The sequence below is a fragment of the Paramixta manurensis genome (assembly GCF_013285385.1).
Taxonomy (GTDB): Bacteria; Pseudomonadota; Gammaproteobacteria; order Enterobacterales; family Enterobacteriaceae; genus Paramixta; species Paramixta manurensis.
In genome coordinates this window covers 4,123,441-4,142,033 of sequence record NZ_CP054212.1, presented here as the reverse complement: position 1 = coordinate 4,142,033, position 18,593 = coordinate 4,123,441, and the positions used below count along the sequence as shown (strand labels likewise).

The window sequence follows — 18,593 nt, the reverse complement described above, 5'->3', positions numbered from 1 at the left end:
CCGCCTGAATCCGCGGTTTAGCCGTGTAATAAGGCTCGGATAATAGCATGCCGGAGGGAAGGACTGAAATGGCGTGCGGCCGCCGTGTGGCGACCGCCAGAGCGATGGGATTTCAGGCGGCCTGTGCGTTGCCGCCATCCCGCCGTGGGTATGAAGAGCAGGTGAAACTATAAAAACAGATGCCCGAAGATAAACCCAAATAGCACCGAAAGAGCAATGGCGATAACGCCGGGAAGCAGAAAAGAGTGGTTAAACACAAACTTCCCAATCCGCGTTGAACCGGTATCATCCATTTCTACCGCCGCCAGTAGCGTAGGATAAGTCGGCAACACAAATAGCGCCGACACCGCCGCAAAAGAAGCCACGGCAGTAATTGGCGATACACCGAGCATCAAAGCGGCAGGCATTAATGCCTTGGTGGTCGCCGCCTGTGAATAGAGGAGCGTCGAGGCAAAAAATAGCACCACCGCCAGCATCCACGGGTAGCTCTGCAGCAACTCGCCAGCCAGGGTTTGTATGTCAGTAATATGTGCCTTCACGAAAGTATCGCCCAGCCAGGCGACGCCCATGACGCAAATACAGGCGCTCATTCCCGATTTAAAGGTACTGGCGGAGAGGATCTCGCCGGTATCGACCTTACAGGTCAGGCAAATTAATGTAGCGATGGTCAACATAAAGACCACAATCGCTTCATTACGCGGCAGCACCGGGTTGGCTATCAACCCAACCGCATCGCTAATGGCGGTGGCGTACAGTACCACCGCCACAATCCCAATCAGAAACAGCACCAATGAGCGTTTGGCGCCCGGTTTCTCCTCAAACACACTGGCGCCGCGTAGCGTCACCTCTCCCTTTGCCAAGCGTGTTTGATAGATCTCATCCTCTTTCAGTTCCTTACCGAGAAAGTTGGTGATCAGCGCGGCGATAAAAATAGCGACCATGGTTGATGGAACCGCCACTGCCAGTAACCCAAGATAACTGACGCCTTTTGGCTCCAAAATGCCGGCGAAAAACACTACCGCCGCCGAAAGCGGCGAAGCGGTAATGGCAATTTGTGAGGCGACCACCGCAATCGACAGCGGGCGGGAAGGGCGAACCCCTTGCTCTTTCGCCACCTCGGCAATAACCGGCAGGGTTGAAAACGCGGTATGACCGGTGCCGGCCAACAGCGTCATCAGGTAGGTTACCAGCGGCGCTAAAAACGTTACGTAGCGCGGATGTTTGCGCAGCAAGCGCTCTGCCAGACTCACCAGATAATCCATACCGCCCGCCACCTGCATGGCGGCGATAGCGGCAATAACCGCCATGATAATTTCAATCACATCAAACGGGATGGCGCCTGGGTTAATTTGGCATCCCAATGTCAGGACTAATACGCCCAGCCCACCGGCAAAACCGATCCCGATCCCGCCCATTCTTGCGCCGAGATAAATCGCCAATAAGACAATGATCAGTTCAATGCCGATCATAAAGTGCTCCTTGAAAAAAATTGCTAATGGACTGTTAGTAAGTTGTATTTAGCACCAATGAAAAAGGCACGTCGTTCGGAGAACTGACGTGCCTTAATGTTTAACGGCGTAAGACGTTATTGTTCGTTTTCATCAGTATAGCGTTTGGCCTTATAAGCCGGGTGCATCAGGTTCTGAATCGAGAAAATATCATCCAGTTCGGCTTCCGTCAGCAGACCGCGCTCCAGTACCACTTCTCGCACGCTCTTACCGGTTTCCGCACAGATCTTCCCAACAATATCGCCATTATGGTGGCCAATATAAGGGTTGAGATACGTCACGATACCAATAGAGTTAAACACGTAGGCTTCGCAGACCGCTTGGTTGGCGGTAATGCCATTAACGCATTTTTCCAGCAGATTATAACAGGCGTTGGTCAAAATATGGATAGATTCAAACAGTGCCTGACCGATCACCGGCTCCATCACATTCAACTGTAACTGACCCGCTTCGGATGCCATGGTAACCGTCGTATCATTACCGATCACTTTGAAACAGACCTGATTCACGACTTCCGGCACTACCGGATTAACCTTGGCTGGCATAATCGATGAACCGGCCTGCAGTTCTGGCAGATTGATTTCATTCAGCCCGGCGCGCGGGCCAGAAGAGAGTAAGCGTAAGTCATTACAGATTTTCGACAGTTTCACCGCCAAACGCTTCAGTGAAGAGTGCACCATCACATAGGCACCGCAGTCAGAAGTGGCTTCAATCAGGTCTTCCGCCGGTACGCATGGCAAATTACTGACTTCCGCCAGGCGCTGCACCGCCAACTGTTGGTAACCTTCCGGCGTATTTAACCGGGTACCGATCGCTGTCGCGCCGAGGTTAACCTCCAGCAGCAACTCGCCGGTACGTAGAATGCTTTTGATCTCTTCATTTAGCAGCACACTAAAGGCGTGGAATTCTTGCCCGAGCGACATTGGAACCGCGTCTTGCAACTGAGTCCGCCCCATTTTCAGGATATTTTCAAACTCAACCGCTTTACGCTGGAAACCTTCGCCCAACTGCCCAATCGCATCCAGCAATTTCAGAATTGAACTGTAAACCGCAATACGGAAGCCGGTGGGATAGGCATCATTGGTGGATTGGCATTTGTTGACGTGATCGTTAGGGTTCAGATACTGATATTCCCCTTTTTGGTGACCCATCAACTCAAGGCCGATATTGGCTAACACTTCGTTGGTGTTCATATTCACGGAAGTGCCGGCGCCGCCTTGATAAACATCAACCGGGAACTGATCCATACATTTGCCATTGTTCAGCACTTCGTCACAAGCCTGAATGATGGCATTGGCAACATTACGCGGGATGGTCTGTAGTTCTTTATTGGCCATCGCTGCGGCTTTTTTTACCATTACCATGCCGCGAACAAACTCAGGGATGTCACTGATTTTGCTATTACTAATGTAGAAATTCTCAATCGCACGTAGAGTATGAACACCATAATAGGCATCTGCCGGAACTTCCCGTATGCCTAGCAGGTCTTCTTCGATACGAATGTTATTTGCCATGGGAACCTTCTTGTTATAACTACCGGTTTACAACACAGGTGATGATTTTGTGTATGTTTATTTTGTCGTGGAATGCCAATGCCGACATTTTATCCAATATCGCACTGACGAGCACGATCATATTCTGTCGCCAGAGAAAAGCAGCAACGTAGATCACTTTCCGGCCATTTGCTGACGAAACGGCATTAACAATGTGTGATCTTAGTCGCAAATTGGTTCCTGGGTTAATTTCAGCGTGCTGGTTGAAAAAGGGGCGCTGCAATCCCATCTCTGTTTGAATGAGCGGGTAACAACGTTGTTTCGTTGGCCTGGCGATCAATTTATTTTGCTGTCGCGCATGAAGCGAGGCGGCCTGACCAAAAAGGAGAGTACGGTGCGTTGGTTACCGTTATTGGTGTTTTTTCTTCTCGCCTGGATTGAGATAAGCCTGTTTATTCAGGTCGCTCATGTTCTGGGTGTGTTGCTAACCATGCTGTTGGTGATTTTCACCTCTTGTATTGGCGTCTCGCTGGTTAAAAACCAGGGGGTGAAAAACTTTATGCTGATGCAGCAGAAGCTGGAGAAGGGTGAAAGTCCGGCGGTGGAAATGATTAAGAGCGTCTCGCTGATTTTGGCGGGCTTCTTATTGTTGTTACCCGGCTTTTTTACCGATTTCATTGGCCTGTTATTGCTGTTGCCGCCGGTACAAAAGCATTTGACCATGAAGCTGATGCCGTGGCTACGCGTTTGGCGTGGGCCAGGCGCCGGGCCGGATAGCGGCTTCACCGTTGAGGGGGAGTTTGAGCGTAAAGAGAGCGACCGTATTGAGCATGACGATCGCCACGATCATTAATGGCAAATCAAGGCCGGGAAATGGGTTGTGCACGGCGGCGGTCGCGTAGTGGCGGCTGGCCGAATAGAGCGCTGTATTCCCGGCTGAATTGCGACACACTTTTATATCCCACCGCATTCGCCACCTGCGCGACATCGGCATCTGACGCGAAGACCAGACGCCTTGCCTCCTGCAACCGCAACTGTTTTTGGTAGCGGAGCGGACTGAGAGTCGTCACCTGTTTGAAGTGATAATGGAAGGTCGATACGCTCATAAAGGCTTCTTTCGCCAGTGACTCGACGCGTAGCGGCTGCGTTAGATTATTACGTAACAGATGAATCGCCCGTGCGATGCGTTGAGTATGGCTATCTTCCAACGCCAGCGCGCGCAACGGGCCACCTTGTGGGCTCATCAGTAAACGATACAGAATTTCGCGTTTCAGCTGCGGCAGTAAGATCGGAATATCGGTTGGATTATCCAGCAGATTTAATAACCTGAGCGCCAGTTCGACGATATGGGGATCGAGAGGAGAGATGTACAAACCACGCTGATGGCTCTCTTTCGGCAGAGGCGGCATTGCGCTGTCGTGCAGCAGTTCGCTGATTTCGTTTGGCGTAAAATCCAGCCGCATACCTAAATAAGGCTGGCTAAAACTCGCCTCGACAACTTGACCGCTGACCGGCAAATCCACCGCGGAAACTAAGTAGTTAAGTGAGTCGTAATGATAGGTTTGGTCGCCAATCTGTAAGCGTTTGGAGCCCTGGGCAATTAACGCGAAGGCCGGTTTTTGTAACGCGTGCCGCTTCTCTCCGGGATGAGGAAGCCGATGGAGCCACAAACCCGGAATGGCGGTTTCACTGCCTCGTACGATAAAACGCGTGAGGCGATCTAGCGTGGCGATTAGCGCTTCGCGTGCCAACAGGAAGCGTTGTTGCCCGGCTGTTTCTAGCAATTCGACAGAAGACATGCAAGTTCTCCAGGATAGTCCACCGCAGTTCGCATCATCCCCCCTTTCGGAGAATCAGGCAATAATCGCGTAGGATTACGCAGTTATCGTGTGCTTAACCGCGCCATAATCCAAAGGTTGGTTACTCTAACCCTATGAGGACAAGACGCATGCGTAATAGAAAATTGGGCGACACCGGTCTGTTTGTTTCTGAACTTTGCCTCGGTACCATGACCTTCGGCGGTGAAGAGGGAATGTGGGGAAAAATTGGTTCGTTACAACAGAATGAAGTCGATACCGTAGTAGGGAAAGCGTTGGATGAAGGGATCAATTTTATTGATACGGCTAACGTTTATGCGGGCGGACGCTCTGAGATCATGACCGGTCAGGCGTTAAAAAACCTGAACGTCCCACGCGAAAACGTGGTAGTGGCGACCAAAGTTTTTGGCGAGTCGGGCACCGCTTCTGCTAACTCGCGTGGTTCTTCACGCTTTCATATCATGGAAGCGGTGAAAGCCAGCCTGAAGCGTTTACAGCTTGACCATATTGACCTGTATCAGTTGCATGGCTTTGATCCGGCGACGCCGATTGAAGAGACTCTGCGGGCGTTGGATACCTTGGTGCAGCATGGGCATGTACGTTACATCGGCGTCTCTAACTGGGCAGCGTGGCAAATCGTGAAAGCGCAAGGCACCGCCGAGCGTCTCGGTCTGAGCCGCTTTAGTTCGCTACAGGCCTATTACACTCTGGCGGGCCGCGATCTTGAGCGTGAGCTGGTGCCAATGTTGCAGAGCGAGAAGATTGGGCTGATGGTTTGGAGCCCGCTGGCGGGTGGTTTGCTGAGCGGGAAATATAGCCGTGAAATGGAGGCCGAAGCGGGCAGCCGCCGTTTGGAGTTTGATTTCCCGCCGGTCAATAAAGACCGCGCATGGGACTGCGTGGATGTGATGCGTGAAATCGCCGAACGGCATCAGGTTTCGGTGGCGCAGATTGCGCTGGCGTGGCTGTTACATCAACCGGTAGTGAGCAGCGTGATTATTGGCGCGAAACGTCTGGAACAATTGACCGACAATATCGCCGCAACGCAGGTACAGCTTTCCGAACAGGAGTTGGCGCAGTTGGATAAGGTTAGCGCGCTACCAACGGAATATCCGCAGTGGATGTTAGAGCGGCAGGGCGGTTATCGCCGCGATCAGCTTAAATAGTACGCATTTTTCTTCTGTACGGGGCAATCATTGATTGCCCCGTTGTTTTTCTCGCCGGTTAAAAATTTTTTTTCATTTCCCCCTTGAAAGGTTTTCACCCTGTCTCCATCTCATTCGTCACGAGGCCGGAAGCCAAAAGCCCGGCGTTCATCCCCAAAAAACTGATTGGACTTCTCAAAGGAGAGCTATCACATGAAAATTCGTCCATTGCACGATCGCGTTATCGTCAAGCGTAAAGAAGTTGAATCCAAATCTGCTGGCGGCATCGTTCTGACCGGCTCCGCGGCGGGCAAATCTACCCGTGGCGAAGTGCTGGCGGTAGGCAATGGCCGCATTCTTGAAAGTGGCGACGTAAAACCGCTGGATGTAAAAGTGGGCGATGTGGTCATTTTCAACGAAGGTTACGGCGCGAAAACTGAAAAAATCGACAACGAAGAAGTGCTGATCATCTCTGAAAGCGACATTCTGGCAATTGTCGAAGCGTAATTTACGCGGTATTCACTGAACGAAACGAATTTAAGGGAAATTCCAAATGGCAGCTAAAGACGTAAAATTCGGTAATGACGCCCGTGTGAAAATGCTGCGCGGCGTAAACGTACTGGCAGATGCAGTAAAAGTTACCCTGGGCCCGAAAGGCCGTAACGTGGTTCTGGATAAATCTTTTGGTGCACCGTCCATCACTAAAGATGGCGTCTCGGTCGCGCGTGAAATCGAACTGGAAGACAAGTTCGAAAACATGGGCGCGCAGATGGTGAAAGAAGTGGCCTCTAAAGCGAATGACGCAGCAGGCGACGGCACCACCACCGCAACCGTACTGGCTCAGTCTATCGTTAACGAAGGTCTGAAAGCCGTGGCTGCGGGCATGAACCCGATGGATCTGAAGCGCGGTATCGACAAAGCGGTGATCGCAGCCGTTGAAGAACTGAAAGCGCTGTCAGTGCCTTGCTCTGACTCTAAAGCAATTGCTCAGGTTGGCACCATCTCCGCTAACTCCGATGAGAGCGTCGGTACCCTGATCGCGCAAGCGATGGAAAAAGTGGGTAAAGAAGGTGTGATCACCGTTGAAGAAGGTACCGGCCTGCAAGACGAGCTGGACGTGGTTGAAGGTATGCAGTTTGACCGCGGTTACCTGTCTCCTTACTTCATCAACAAGCCAGAAACCGGCGCCATTGAGCTCGACAGCCCGTTCATTCTGCTGGTTGATAAAAAAGTATCCAACATTCGCGAATTGCTGCCGGTACTGGAAGCGGTAGCGAAAGCCAGCAAACCACTGCTGATTATCGCTGAAGATGTTGAAGGCGAAGCGCTGGCGACGCTGGTGGTTAACACCATGCGCGGCATCGTGAAAGTTGCAGCGGTTAAAGCGCCTGGCTTCGGCGATCGTCGTAAAGCCATGCTGCAAGATATCGCGATTCTGACTGGCGGTACCGTCATCTCTGAAGAGATCGGTATGGAGCTGGAGAAAGCCGCTCTGGAAGATCTGGGCCAGGCGAAACGCGTGGTGATCAATAAAGACACCACCACCATCATCGACGGTGTGGGTGAAGAAACCGCTATCTCTGGTCGTGTAACGCAGATTCGTCAGCAGATTGAAGAAGCGACGTCTGATTACGACAAAGAAAAACTGCAGGAGCGCGTAGCGAAACTGGCAGGCGGCGTAGCCGTACTGAAAGTAGGCGCGGCAACTGAAGTTGAAATGAAAGAGAAGAAAGCCCGCGTTGAAGATGCCCTGCACGCGACCCGTGCTGCGGTAGAAGAAGGCGTGGTTGCTGGTGGTGGCGTGGCGCTGGTGCGCGTTGCCGCTAAACTGACCGAGCTGCGTGGCCAAAACGAAGATCAAAACGTCGGAATTAAAGTTGCGCTGCGCGCGATGGAAGCGCCGTTGCGTCAAATCGTTTCCAACGCCGGCGAAGAGCCGTCTGTCGTTGCTAACACCGTGAAAGGTGGCGAAGGTAACTACGGCTACAACGCGCAGACGGAAGAGTACGGCAACATGATCGATTTCGGTATTCTGGACCCAACCAAAGTAACCCGTTCTGCATTGCAGTATGCGGCTTCGGTTGCCGGCCTGATGATCACCACCGAATGTATGGTGACCGATCTGCCGAAAGAAGATAAAGCAGATTTAGGTGCTGCCGGTGGTATGGGTGGCATGGGCGGAATGGGCGGCATGATGTAATTGCCCTAACGTCTTAATCTTAAAACCCCTCGTCAGAAATGGCGGGGGGTTTTTCTTTTAGCGGTGAAAATAGTATAAGTAGTGCTCGGGTATGCCCGACCAGCCCGGAATGGCATAACAGACCAGGCTGAATGGGTTACGTGGCAAGGGATGTTTAAGAAAACGCGCGGTTTTCTGGTACGCTTCTGCCAGACTCTGATGATAATAAATGGGGAATAAAATGCGGATTAACGTTTTGCCGGGACTTTTTGTCGCTTCTATGCTGCTGGCAGGTTGTAGTTCCACCAATGAGCTTGACGCCGCGGGGCAACGCGTCACCTTTACCGATCAGCAGCCAGCTAAAGAGTGTCAACTTCTGGGTGAAATCACCGGTTCACAGAGTAACTGGTTGAGTGGTTCCGGCGGCGAAGGGAGTTCATTACGCGGCGCGGCAAACGATTTGCGTAATCGCGCGGCACAAATGGGCGGTAACGTGATTTACGGCGCCACCAGTCCAACGCAAAACTTCTGGTCCAGCTTCGCCCCGCTGGACAGTAAAATGACCGGTCAGGTTTATAAATGTCCGCAAGCCTGATGAATAAGGCGCCCAAATGGGCGCCTTTTTTCTGCTAGCGGGAGAGAGCAGCTAGTGCTAAGAGCCCGGCGCTTTCTCTGTTGGGGGAAAGGTTGCCTTGATGATGGCACCTTTGGTTGGTACGGTTTCCAGTTCACTTACCGGTAGCGTGATGCCATCCGGCAGGTTCCAGCTATCCAGCGTTAATCGATTAACGCGCCACGGCGTTAGATAGCCCACTAATGCTTCGCCGCGCGCGTTAGTGGTTACGCCAAACTGGTTATAGCTGGCAATTCCCGGCGAGTCGGGAACGACCAATAGCGCCATGGTATCGCTCATGGTTTGCCCGGGCGTAATCCCACCGGCATGCAACAACAGGCTACCGCTCACATCGGCATGGTAATCGCGCTGCTTACCTGAGCGCACCAGGCTGCTATTCATTTCTCCCCCGTTATATTGGTAACCCATTGAGGCATTCAGCGCATCGTTGCCATGTTCAGTATGTTCCGCGGTAATGTCATACCGTAGGCTGTAATCGCTCAATGCGGTGCCATACAGGTTAACGCCATGTTTCGCCGCGGCATGGCTGGCGAGATTATTGGTGTAGCTAATGGCAGGAGACGAGCCGGCGATGGCATCAGGAAGGGTAATGCCGATAGTGAAGGCGAGCGTCGTTTCGGGGCCGCCCCATTGGCTGCGGCTGCGTTCGAGCCAAATGCTGATATCAATATCATCAAACGAGTTGGCGTAGCTGAGGCTAAAACTCCGCGTGTGTTTATCGGGTGAACGCCAGCTATGTTGCGCGTAGCTCAGGCTCAGGCTGCTGTTTTCACTCAGCGTTTGGTTAAGCCACAGTTCCTGACTTAATTTGCGGGCCTGGCTCTCATCAGACAGCCAGGTATCGCCCGGCGCCGGTTGCGTAATTTTCTCCTCTAAAGAACGATAATTTTGTCCGGCTGGGTAGTAACGCAGCATGGCGCTAAAGCTGGTTTCGGTGGAAAAAAATGCCTTCGCGTAACGCATGCGCCACATTGAGCCGCGAAACGTTTCCTGCCATGAAATGTAGTCAGACCGAGTCACGTCAGCCGAAAGCGCGCCAAAAGCTTTAAGATTAACGCCGACGCCCGCTAAGGAACCCAGATAGGAATCTGCGTGCTGAACACCGCCATACAGAGTAAAAAGAGGCGCGATACCGCGAGCGAGCGTGGCCTGGAAAAAGCCTGGCGTAGCGCTATCGACGCCATGCCAGGTGCGATAACGTCCGCCTACCAGCTCATAACTGAGATTATCCTCATGAACCAAGGCCGGCATCGCGGCGTAGGGCAAGTCACGCTCATGTTCGGTACCATCGCTCTCGGTAATCGTGAGTTGCAATGAGCCGTCCGGATTGGGCGGGTAGAAGTCGCGGATGGTAAATGGGCCGGGCGGGACATTAATGCGATAGACCGTTTCGCCGTTTTGCTGAATGGTCACTTCCGCTTGGGTTTTGGCAAACCCATTGATCCATGGCGAGAAGGGCCGCCAGCTATCGGGAAACATCGCCTCGTCAGTCGCCAGCGTGACGCCGCGAAACGGCATCCCGGCAAAGAAGGTATCCGAGGTGGTGCTATCGCCAAATAGTAGCTGTGAACGTAGCGGGCGAATAGCCCGCCATAAACTCGCCGAACGGGTGTAAGAACCGTGCTGGCCCTGCCGATCCTTCCAGAGTGTATTCTGATAGCGCAAACGCCACGGGCCATAGTTGAGTCCGTTATCGAGTTGAACCTCCAGGTTGGCGCCGCGTTCGTCGCCAGCATACTCAGGTCGATGCCAGTCATAATCCACCCGATAATTGACGAAAGCCGCGTTGATACCATCATCCCAACGGCTGGTACTGACGCCATTTTGCTGTGGGTTCATACTGCCAGGTGGAAAGAGTAGCGTAAGCAGTTTACCCTCTGGCTGGTACCACAGACGGATGTGATGGCGTTGCAGTTCGATCTCGCTGAGGCAGCCTTGTGGACTCCAGGCATCGGCGGCAAAGTGGCGTAATTTAACCCCCCATTCTTCCAGCAGCGGGCGGCCCAGGCAGGGGAAATCGTGTTGGAAATCCAGCGAAATATTCCCCTTCCAGGCGTTATTGACGATGACTAAAACGTGTTGCGTCTGTGCCTGCGCCAGTGAGAAAGGGAGGAGCAATAATGCTAACAGGAGGAGCAGTGAACGAGGCAACATGCGGCACGGTAAGATCGACGGAAGGAAAAAACGGAAGCTTTCACTTCCGTTAAAAATCGTGCGGAGGCTAAATCTTATTTCTGTAACGCAGCCAGCTCGGCACGCGCTTTATCCAGATCGCGTTGGATGTCACGCAGATCGGCCTGTTTTTCACTCAGCTTACGCTGATATTTTTCAATTTTCTGACGGTCGCCTTTTGCCTGAGCTTTGCGCAGGTCGGCCTGCACTTCGCGGATATCACCCTGCTTCTCAGACAGTTTTTTCTCCAGCTTACGCACGTCTTTCTGTGCATCAGCAATCACGCTGGCGCTGGTACAATGGGCTTTGACTTCCGCCAGCGCCTGTTTCAGACCGTTTACTTTTGCGGTATTGCCGAATTGCTGTGCGATACGGATCTCTTTTTCCAGCGCTGCGCGTTTAGAGGCGCAATCCTGATTACCCGCATGTGCCAAAGTAGAGGCACCGAAACCCATCAGCATGACCATCGGAAGAATAGCTAACTTTTTCATCGTAACTCCTTATACGTAATACGAACATACACGCGAGCCAACCTCTGACACGCCTTATTGCGGGGGCTAAGATAAGGGTTTCTGGTATCCCTAACAAGAGCAGGGTTTCCTGGCGTGGCTGTAGGACGGGATGACGTGGCTGTAGTCCGCTTAGGATAAACGCTCCTGCAGGGTGCGGCGCAAGGCCTGTAAGCCATCGGCCAAAGCCTGCAAACCAGCGTTATCAGGGCATTGCTCCAACTCCTCGCAGCGAGCAGTCAACGTGTGGATGCCGAGTAACATCAGTCCACCACGCAATTTATGCAGCGCCATTTTTATCTCAGGGGTAGGTTGCTGTTGCCAACGCCGGATACTTTCCAACGCCTCATCCAGGGTGATGAGTTGTAGTTCAATAAAGCGGCGTTGGTTTTGCGGCGAAGCAAGCCCTGCGGGCAACGATACGGCCATATCGGGTTGGGAAGTGGCGCCAGGCGGCAGGGCGGCAAGGCGTTCCTGAAGCGCTGGTAGCGTAATCGGTTTAAACAGGCAGCTATTCATGCCAGCGCTTAGGCACGCCTCGCGCACAGCGGTTTGAGCGTTAGCGGTCGCGCCCCAAATGACCAGACGGCTATTTTCCCGGCGCACCGTGCGGGCGAGCGTAAAACCATCCATGCCCGGCATATTACAATCGGTAATCATCACGTCGGGCGGCTGGGCTGCGATCAGCGCCAGCGCTTGCTGACCGCTGGCTGCGCTGATGGCGTGATGCCCTAAATATTGCAGTTGTTGCACCAACAGATGACGGCTGGCGGGATGGTCATCCACCACTAAAATGCGGCGCGGTGCCACACTATTTAGCCGGGCTGGCGCGGCGAGAGTCGGCGTATTTTGTTTCGCCATGCGCGGCAACCGCAGGCGTACGCTCACCTCGGTGCCAATGCCAGGTTGGCTTTCCAGCGCGATCTCGCCGCCCATCATGGTTACTAATGTCTGACAGATAAACAGCCCCAGACCACTGCCCTGAATGCTTTGCTGGTTTTCGCCCTGTTCAAAAGGTTTGAACAGACGCGCCTGGGTAGCGGCGTCAATACCCGGCCCGCTATCTTGCACCACGACCAGCAGATGGAGTTGGGTGCCTTCTTCTTTCTCCAGCAGTGCCTGTAGCACCACGCGACCGTGCGTGGTGAACTTGATGGCATTGCCAAGGATATTAGTGAGAATTTGTTTGAACCTGATGGGATCGATCAGTACATCGCCATCCAGTTCTGCATCGATTTCAAGTACAAAGGCCAACTCTTTCTGCCGCGCCAGCCCATCCATCATGGTCGCGGCTGATTCGATCAACGTACGAATTGAAGCACGCTCCGGGCGCAAAATTAACCGCCCGGACTCAATGCGCGCCACATCAATAATGTCGCCAATCAACGCCAGCAATGATTGCGCGGTTTCCCAGGCGATATGCAACGAGCCGCGATCGGCGGGTAAGTCGGCTTTGCGACGTAGCATTAAGTCTAACATGCCGATAATGGCGCTGATCGGCGTGCGAAGCTCGTGGCTCATGGTGGTAAGAAAGGTGGTTTTCACGCGGTTGGCTTTTTCTGCTTCGCGCCGGGCATGCTGTAATTCACGTAATGTTTGCTGGCTCTCGGTAATGTCCTGCCAGCCGCCGACATAGCCATATCCCAACGCGTTGATTTGCAACAGGGTTTGCCACTGTTTGATTTCCCGGCCATTAGTCGTATCGCTTTGCAATCCGGCCGCCGTGAGTAGTTTTTGCAACGGCTTACCGCGATTCGCCGCCACATTGATCGCCAGGGCTTCAGCAAAAGCGCGATTCGCCATTTTTAATTGGCCGTTTAAATCAGTAATAAACAGCGGAGTCGGAATAGCATCAATAAGGTTTTGTAGCGGCGGAGAACGGCGATAGACACGGCGTTGCAGCAATAATAGCCCAGTGCAAACCGTCGCCGACCCCAGCAAAATGGCCAGAACCCAACTCAGCAACGATTCCGCTGTAGGGCTGCTGGTTGAATTTTGCGTGCTATCAGGAAAGCGCGCGTTGCTATACCAATTGCGGGTGATGGCGTGCAGGTCTTCTGGTGGAATGTTGAGTAAGGCTTTGTCCAGAATAGTCGCCAACGGATAGTTATTGGCGGCAACCGCCAACGAAAAACGCGCCGGGTCGATTTCGACGCTGCTGATAATTTTCAGGCTGTCGCGGTAAGCCCGGTTGATATAGAAGCTGGCGTTAATTAAGGGCAGCACCATAAAATCCGCCCGCCCTCCGGCCACGCTATCCAGCCCGGCGGAGAGCGTGCTAGCGTACTGAATCTGCATATCAGGCATGGCGTGTTTGAGCGCGCCTTCAATGGCATCGCCGTTAACCATCACCAAACGGTTGGCCGACTTCTGTGTCGTGCCATCGCGGCGGCCAATCAGCACCCATGAGTTAAACAGATAAGAACGGGTGGTGAGTAAATTAGCCGAACTGGCGCTGTCGAGATTGATACTGGCGATCATATCGCTTTGCCCGGTACGGACCGAGGTCAGCATCTTCTCCAGGTTATCTTCAGCGTGGATCTGGAACTTCAAACCGCTGCGTAAGCTGATGGATTTGAGAATATCGGCGGTAATACCCTGTAGCTTATGGTTATCGAAGAAGCTGAGCGGAGCGCTTCCTTTCAGAACCGTGACGCGGATTTCCGGGTTATCTTCAATCCACTTTTGTTCCAGCGGGGTGAAATAGAGATGGCGTTCGCTGAGCACCAGCGGCACGCCGCCGCTCCAGCGTCGCCGAATATCCTCATGAATATTATCAGGTATGGTGCCAAGGATATTATTGATGATGCTGATTAAGCGCTGTTTTTCGGGCCGAGCGGCGAACGAAAACCCGGTGACTTGTACATCGCGCAGATGACGCATTTTCAAATCGCTCAGGTTCGACTCATTGATTAAGTACTGCGTCGAGGTAGCATCGCCGATAAACAAATCGATCTGGTGAAAGGATAGCGCCTCCAGTGCATGGCGCGCGGAGTTAAAAGAGACAATGTTTGCCTGCGGCCAGGCATTGCGGAAGGCATCGAGGTTTTTCCAGGCAGGATCAATCGCCATCCTCACCGTGCCGTCATTCGCTGCGAGAGCATTTAAGTTAACCACTTCCGCCGGAATTTTTTTGATATAGGGTTCGCTTAACAGGAACCCGGCGTTACGCGCTTTATCATCGGCCCAGGCAATCAGATCGGCCTCGCCTGCGTTGACTGCATCGAAGGCGGCTTGTTCATCGGTATAGCTAATAATTTCTAGCGTAATGTTGAGATTGGCGGCAATCAGGCCGAGATAGTCGGCAGAAATACCCACATAGTCATGATGCCCGGCACTCATGAAATAGGGCGGTACATTCGGTGACCAGGTGGCGACACGGAGCTGGTGGTTTTTACGCAGCCAGCGCCATTCATCGTCATTGAGCACTAAGTCCGACAAGATCGCCTGGCTATGCGGCAGTAGTTGTAGCGTGTTAGGAGGCGTGACGGTTTCTGACCAGCATCCACCGCATAAAACCAGTAACAATAACAAGGTTATCCAGCGCATACTCACTCCTCGTCCCCAACAATATCCAGCCGCGCCAACAGTTCGCTCAGCGTTTCTGCACCGCTTTTTTCCAGGATGCGTGCCTTATAGGTGCTAATGGTTTTATTACTGAGTAGCAGTAGTTCACCGATCTCTTTATTCGATTTCCCGGCGGCCAGGTAGCGTAATACGGTGACTTCCCGATCGGACATCCGCGCCAGTAGTTGCTCGCCATTGAGGTGGGTGGGTTGCTGGCGTAAATCCACGCTGTGAGAAGGGAAGCAGCAATAGCCATCCAGCAATAGACGGCAAACCGCGCCGATTGAGGTGAGCAAATGCTGTTTACTGAGGAAGCCATCCGCGCCGGCCTGACGGCTACGTGCGGCATACAGTTCAGGCGGTTGCCCGGTAAGAATCAATACGCGAGTGGCGGGATAAGCATGTTTAATACGAGAGAGCAGGTCGAGGCCATCCAGTTTCAGTAGAGCAATATCAAGAATGACCAGGTCGGGATTCAATTCTCGAGTTAACGCCATAACCTGACCACCATCGGTAGTGGTGGTGACGTGAAAGTGCTCTTCCGTTTCTAGTGTGGCTTTCAGAGCGAAACAGATTGCCGGATGATCGTCAACGATAAGAATGACAGGCATATTACGTCCTTGTAACTCCTCGCAACCCCATGTCGCGAATGCTATATGGCTAAGGTTATTGCTGGCGTAATTGCAAATCCAGCGGTGTCTTACTCGGTTCGCCGCCAATTTCACGCGCTAATTTGGGCACCATATAACCAGAAACCTGAGTGAGTAATTCACGCATAATTTTGCGTGCTTCGTCATCAGAAACATAAAAATGCGCCGCGCCCTGCACCTTATCCAGCACGTGGAGATAGTATGGCAAAATGCCGACGTCGAATAATGCATTACTGAGCGCTGCCAGCGTGGCGGCATTGTCGTTAACGCCGCGTAACAGGACGCTTTGGTTGAGTAGCGTAACGCCCGCCATTTTGAGTCTCTGCATACTTTGACATAGCGCATTATCAATTTCTTGCGCATGGTTAATATGCGTAACCAACAACACTTGTAGACGTGAGGCGGCCAAACGCTGGCAGAGTTGATCGGTGATGCGGGCCGGGATCACGACCGGCAGGCGGCTATGGATGCGTAGCCGCTTCAGATGCGGAATCGTTTCTAACTGGCCGATCAACCAGGCAAGCTCATGATCTTTTGCCATCAGCGGGTCGCCGCCGGAAAAGATAATTTCGTCCAGTTCCGGATGCTGATTGATATAGTCCAGCGCACGTTGCCAGTTGCGCTTATTCCCCTGATTATCCTGATAAGGAAAATGGCGGCGGAAGCAGTAACGGCAGTTTACCGCGCAGCCGCCTTTCACTAACAGCAGCGCACGGTTGCGGTATTTATGGAGCAGACCCGGCACCACGCTACTCTGTTCATCCAGCGGGTCAGTACTGTAGCCAGGCGCATCGTTAAATTCCTGGCTAGCGGTCAATACTTGTCGCAGCAAAGGGTCATGCGGATCGCCTTTACGCATCCGTTGGGCGAAAGATCGCGGAACGCGCAGGGCGAAAAGGCGTCGCGCATCGCCGCCCGCCGCCAGATCCGGATGGGAATCTAGCGCTAAAAGCTGCAATAATTCATCGGGTTCGGTGATTACGTCCGCAAGTTGCTGTAACCAATCTTCTCTGATTGGTGCATTTAGGGTTACAATGTGTGCCATTTTTTTGGCTAAGTACCAGTATTAAATTGTAGAGGGCCTTTATGGCGACTTATTCTAGCAACGATTTCCGTTCCGGTCTTAAAATCATGTTCGAAGGCGAGCCTTATGCCATCGAGTCCAGCGAGTTTGTTAAGCCGGGTAAAGGCCAGGCTTTCGCTCGCGTTAAAATGCGTCGCTTGCTGACCGGCAGCCGCGTTGAGAAAACGTTTAAATCGACCGATTCCGCCGAAGGCGCAGATGTAGTGGATATGAACCTGACTTATCTGTACAACGACGGTGAGTTCTACCACTTCATGAATAACGAAACGTTCGAGCAGTTAGCGGCAGATGAGAAAGCAATTGGCGATAACGCCAAGTGGCTGTTGGACCAGGCGGAATGTATCGTGACGCTGTGGAACGGTCAACCTATCGCCGTGACCCCGCCTAACTTCGTTGAACTGGAAATTATTGATACCGATCCTGGCCTGAAAGGGGATACCGCAGGTACCGGCGGTAAGCCAGCGAAACTGAGCACCGGCGCCGTGGTAAAAGTGCCGTTATTCGTGCAGATTGGCGAAGTGATCAAAGTGGATACACGCTCCGGCGAATACGTTTCCCGCGTGAAATAACTTTCTGACGGGCGTATCGTAACGGCGGTACGCCTTGTTTCTTTTTAGTGAGATCCGGATGATGAGAAAACGCGTTATCTTTATCACGGTTACGTTATTAATGGCCCATGCATTAAGCGCCTGTAATACCTTCCACGGTTTTGGTGAAGACGTTTCGCATCTTGGCGGAGCCATCTCGCGCGCAGCAAAATAGCTTTTCTTTTCTGAAATATTTCCTTTTCACAGCGTGGTATAAGCGGCAAGCCAAATACAGGCTATGCTTAAAACGCTGTACTTTTACTGCAACCAAAAAGGAAATTGCCATGTTAAAGAAAAGTATTGTCGCTATTTTTTCCGTTTTAGTGCTCTCTTCTCTGCTTTCTGCCTGCAACACCACCCGCGGCGTGGGTGAGGACGTTGAAGCTGGCGGCCAGGCGATTCAGAAAAGCGCCAACTGATCTAGGGTGCGGAACGCTGTTCCGCACCGTGGTTCTGGCTCCTGCCCACATGCCCGACTTACAGCGTGACCACGCCAATAACGGTTACCACCGTTAGAATCATTGCCAACCCATAAAACAGCCACTGGCTGGCTGGCAGGTGGAGTTTGATATCATGCATGCCGTGATGCAGCCGGTGTAAAGCGCACCAAAGCGGCAGCACAATGGCTAACAGGATAAACAGACGCCCCAGCCAGGATTGTGCGATGGCCAGGATTCTGCCGTAACTTAGAGCATCATCAGGATAGAGCCCCAGCGGTAATAACAGACCAAAGAGCAGAATAACGACCGGTGAAATAATCGCCGACCACATTCCACCTGCGCCGAATAGCCCCCAGAAAATTGGCTCATTAGAGCGTTGCGAATCATGCTTCATGCTGTTCTCCTTACCTCCATAGCGCGAGCAACAACAGCCCCAGCGTAACGAGCGCCGTTACGATGTGGAGTGCCGCTATGATGGGTTTTTCGCTCATTTTTTCGTCTTTAACAATCAGGATGGCCGCTTTAGGCGCTAGCTCAAACCAGGTTTTGGTGTGGAGCAGGGCAGCCAATAACGCCACAATGTTGAGAATAATCATCAGCGGATTTTGAAGAAAAGCCACGAATGTCGCCCAGTTCTCCGCGCCATGTTTAAGCGCATACAGACCAAAAATTAACTCCAGAGAGAACCACAAGGCCGGAATGGCTGTTCCCTCGCGCAACATATAAAAACGATAAAAGCCGAGCTTTTTCCACCAGGTTGCCGATACCGGGCGAACGTAGGCGTTACGTTTGCTGATCATGGTTGGTT

General features: G+C 52.6%; 18 protein-coding genes. 8 read left to right on the top strand and 10 right to left on the bottom strand.

The features are described from left to right. Positions 1-167: 167 nt before the first annotated feature. Positions 168-1,469, bottom strand: a complete 1,302-nt coding sequence (locus tag PMPD1_RS19970) for an anaerobic C4-dicarboxylate transporter (protein WP_173635689.1) — start codon at positions 1,467-1,469, stop codon at positions 168-170. A gap of 116 nt (positions 1,470-1,585) precedes the next feature. Beyond that, a complete protein-coding gene (gene aspA, locus PMPD1_RS19965) occupies positions 1,586-3,022 on the bottom strand; it encodes an aspartate ammonia-lyase (protein WP_173635688.1) in 1,437 nt (478 codons plus the stop codon). Positions 3,023-3,395: 373 nt separating this feature from the next. Here aspA and PMPD1_RS19960 point away from each other — a divergent pair, with 373 nt between their 5' ends. Continuing rightward, complete coding sequence (locus PMPD1_RS19960; protein ID WP_173636300.1) at positions 3,396-3,854, top strand: FxsA family protein; 459 nt, start codon at positions 3,396-3,398, stop codon at positions 3,852-3,854. Between the two features lie 7 nt (positions 3,855-3,861). Here PMPD1_RS19960 and PMPD1_RS19955 read toward each other — a convergent pair whose 3' ends face one another. Continuing rightward, positions 3,862-4,800, bottom strand: coding sequence for an AraC family transcriptional regulator (locus tag PMPD1_RS19955; protein ID WP_173635687.1), 939 nt, complete (start codon positions 4,798-4,800; stop codon positions 3,862-3,864). Positions 4,801-4,949: 149 nt separating this feature from the next. Between PMPD1_RS19955 and PMPD1_RS19950 the strand changes: the two genes are divergently transcribed. The 4 genes from PMPD1_RS19950 (at position 4,950) to PMPD1_RS19935 (ending at position 8,737) form a co-directional block, all read left to right on the top strand. Further along, positions 4,950-5,984: an aldo/keto reductase gene (locus PMPD1_RS19950; RefSeq protein WP_173635686.1), complete on the top strand. Its 1,035-nt coding sequence runs from the start codon at positions 4,950-4,952 to the stop codon at positions 5,982-5,984. Between the two features lie 192 nt (positions 5,985-6,176). Then, complete coding sequence (locus PMPD1_RS19945) at positions 6,177-6,470, top strand: co-chaperone GroES (RefSeq protein WP_173635685.1); 294 nt, start codon at positions 6,177-6,179, stop codon at positions 6,468-6,470. Positions 6,471-6,516: 46 nt separating this feature from the next. Beyond that, entirely contained in the window at positions 6,517-8,163 is a 1,647-nt protein-coding gene (groL, locus tag PMPD1_RS19940; RefSeq protein WP_173635684.1) for a chaperonin GroEL, read from the top strand. 220 nt (positions 8,164-8,383) lie between these two features. After that, on the top strand, positions 8,384-8,737 hold the full coding sequence (locus PMPD1_RS19935; RefSeq protein WP_173635683.1) for a DUF4156 domain-containing protein: 354 nt from the start codon (positions 8,384-8,386) through the stop codon (positions 8,735-8,737). A gap of 57 nt (positions 8,738-8,794) precedes the next feature. Here the strand turns inward: PMPD1_RS19935 and PMPD1_RS19930 are convergent, their stop codons facing one another. From PMPD1_RS19930 to epmB, 5 genes are all read right to left on the bottom strand, one after another. Beyond that, positions 8,795-10,930, bottom strand: coding sequence for a fimbria/pilus outer membrane usher protein (locus tag PMPD1_RS19930; protein ID WP_173635682.1), 2,136 nt, complete (start codon positions 10,928-10,930; stop codon positions 8,795-8,797). Between the two features lie 74 nt (positions 10,931-11,004). After that, on the bottom strand, positions 11,005-11,439 hold the full coding sequence (locus PMPD1_RS19925; protein WP_173635681.1) for a DUF1090 domain-containing protein: 435 nt from the start codon (positions 11,437-11,439) through the stop codon (positions 11,005-11,007). Positions 11,440-11,589: 150 nt separating this feature from the next. Further along, on the bottom strand, positions 11,590-15,006 hold the full coding sequence (locus tag PMPD1_RS19920; protein WP_173635680.1) for a response regulator: 3,417 nt from the start codon (positions 15,004-15,006) through the stop codon (positions 11,590-11,592). Between the two features lie 2 nt (positions 15,007-15,008). Next, entirely contained in the window at positions 15,009-15,635 is a 627-nt protein-coding gene (locus PMPD1_RS19915; RefSeq protein ID WP_173635679.1) for a response regulator transcription factor, read from the bottom strand. 55 nt (positions 15,636-15,690) lie between these two features. Next, positions 15,691-16,719: an EF-P beta-lysylation protein EpmB gene (epmB, locus tag PMPD1_RS19910; RefSeq protein ID WP_173635678.1), complete on the bottom strand. Its 1,029-nt coding sequence runs from the start codon at positions 16,717-16,719 to the stop codon at positions 15,691-15,693. Positions 16,720-16,760: 41 nt separating this feature from the next. Here epmB and efp point away from each other — a divergent pair, with 41 nt between their 5' ends. The 3 genes from efp to PMPD1_RS19895 all read left to right on the top strand — a co-directional run bounded on the left by efp (position 16,761) and on the right by PMPD1_RS19895 (position 17,764). Beyond that, positions 16,761-17,327: an elongation factor P gene (efp, locus tag PMPD1_RS19905; RefSeq protein WP_173635677.1), complete on the top strand. Its 567-nt coding sequence runs from the start codon at positions 16,761-16,763 to the stop codon at positions 17,325-17,327. Positions 17,328-17,388: 61 nt separating this feature from the next. Continuing rightward, positions 17,389-17,520: an entericidin A/B family lipoprotein gene (locus tag PMPD1_RS19900; RefSeq protein WP_173636299.1), complete on the top strand. Its 132-nt coding sequence runs from the start codon at positions 17,389-17,391 to the stop codon at positions 17,518-17,520. 109 nt (positions 17,521-17,629) lie between these two features. Next, positions 17,630-17,764, top strand: a complete 135-nt coding sequence (locus PMPD1_RS19895; protein ID WP_173635676.1) for an entericidin A/B family lipoprotein — start codon at positions 17,630-17,632, stop codon at positions 17,762-17,764. 58 nt (positions 17,765-17,822) lie between these two features. Here PMPD1_RS19895 and frdD read toward each other — a convergent pair whose 3' ends face one another. Continuing rightward, positions 17,823-18,179 carry a fumarate reductase subunit FrdD gene (gene frdD, locus PMPD1_RS19890; protein WP_173635675.1) on the bottom strand — a complete coding sequence of 119 codons (357 nt, stop codon included), beginning with the start codon at positions 18,177-18,179 and terminating at the stop codon, positions 17,823-17,825. A 10-nt stretch (positions 18,180-18,189) separates the two neighbouring features. Beyond that, positions 18,190-18,585 carry a fumarate reductase subunit FrdC gene (gene frdC, locus PMPD1_RS19885; RefSeq protein ID WP_173635674.1) on the bottom strand — a complete coding sequence of 132 codons (396 nt, stop codon included), beginning with the start codon at positions 18,583-18,585 and terminating at the stop codon, positions 18,190-18,192. Positions 18,586-18,593: the final 8 nt, after the last annotated feature.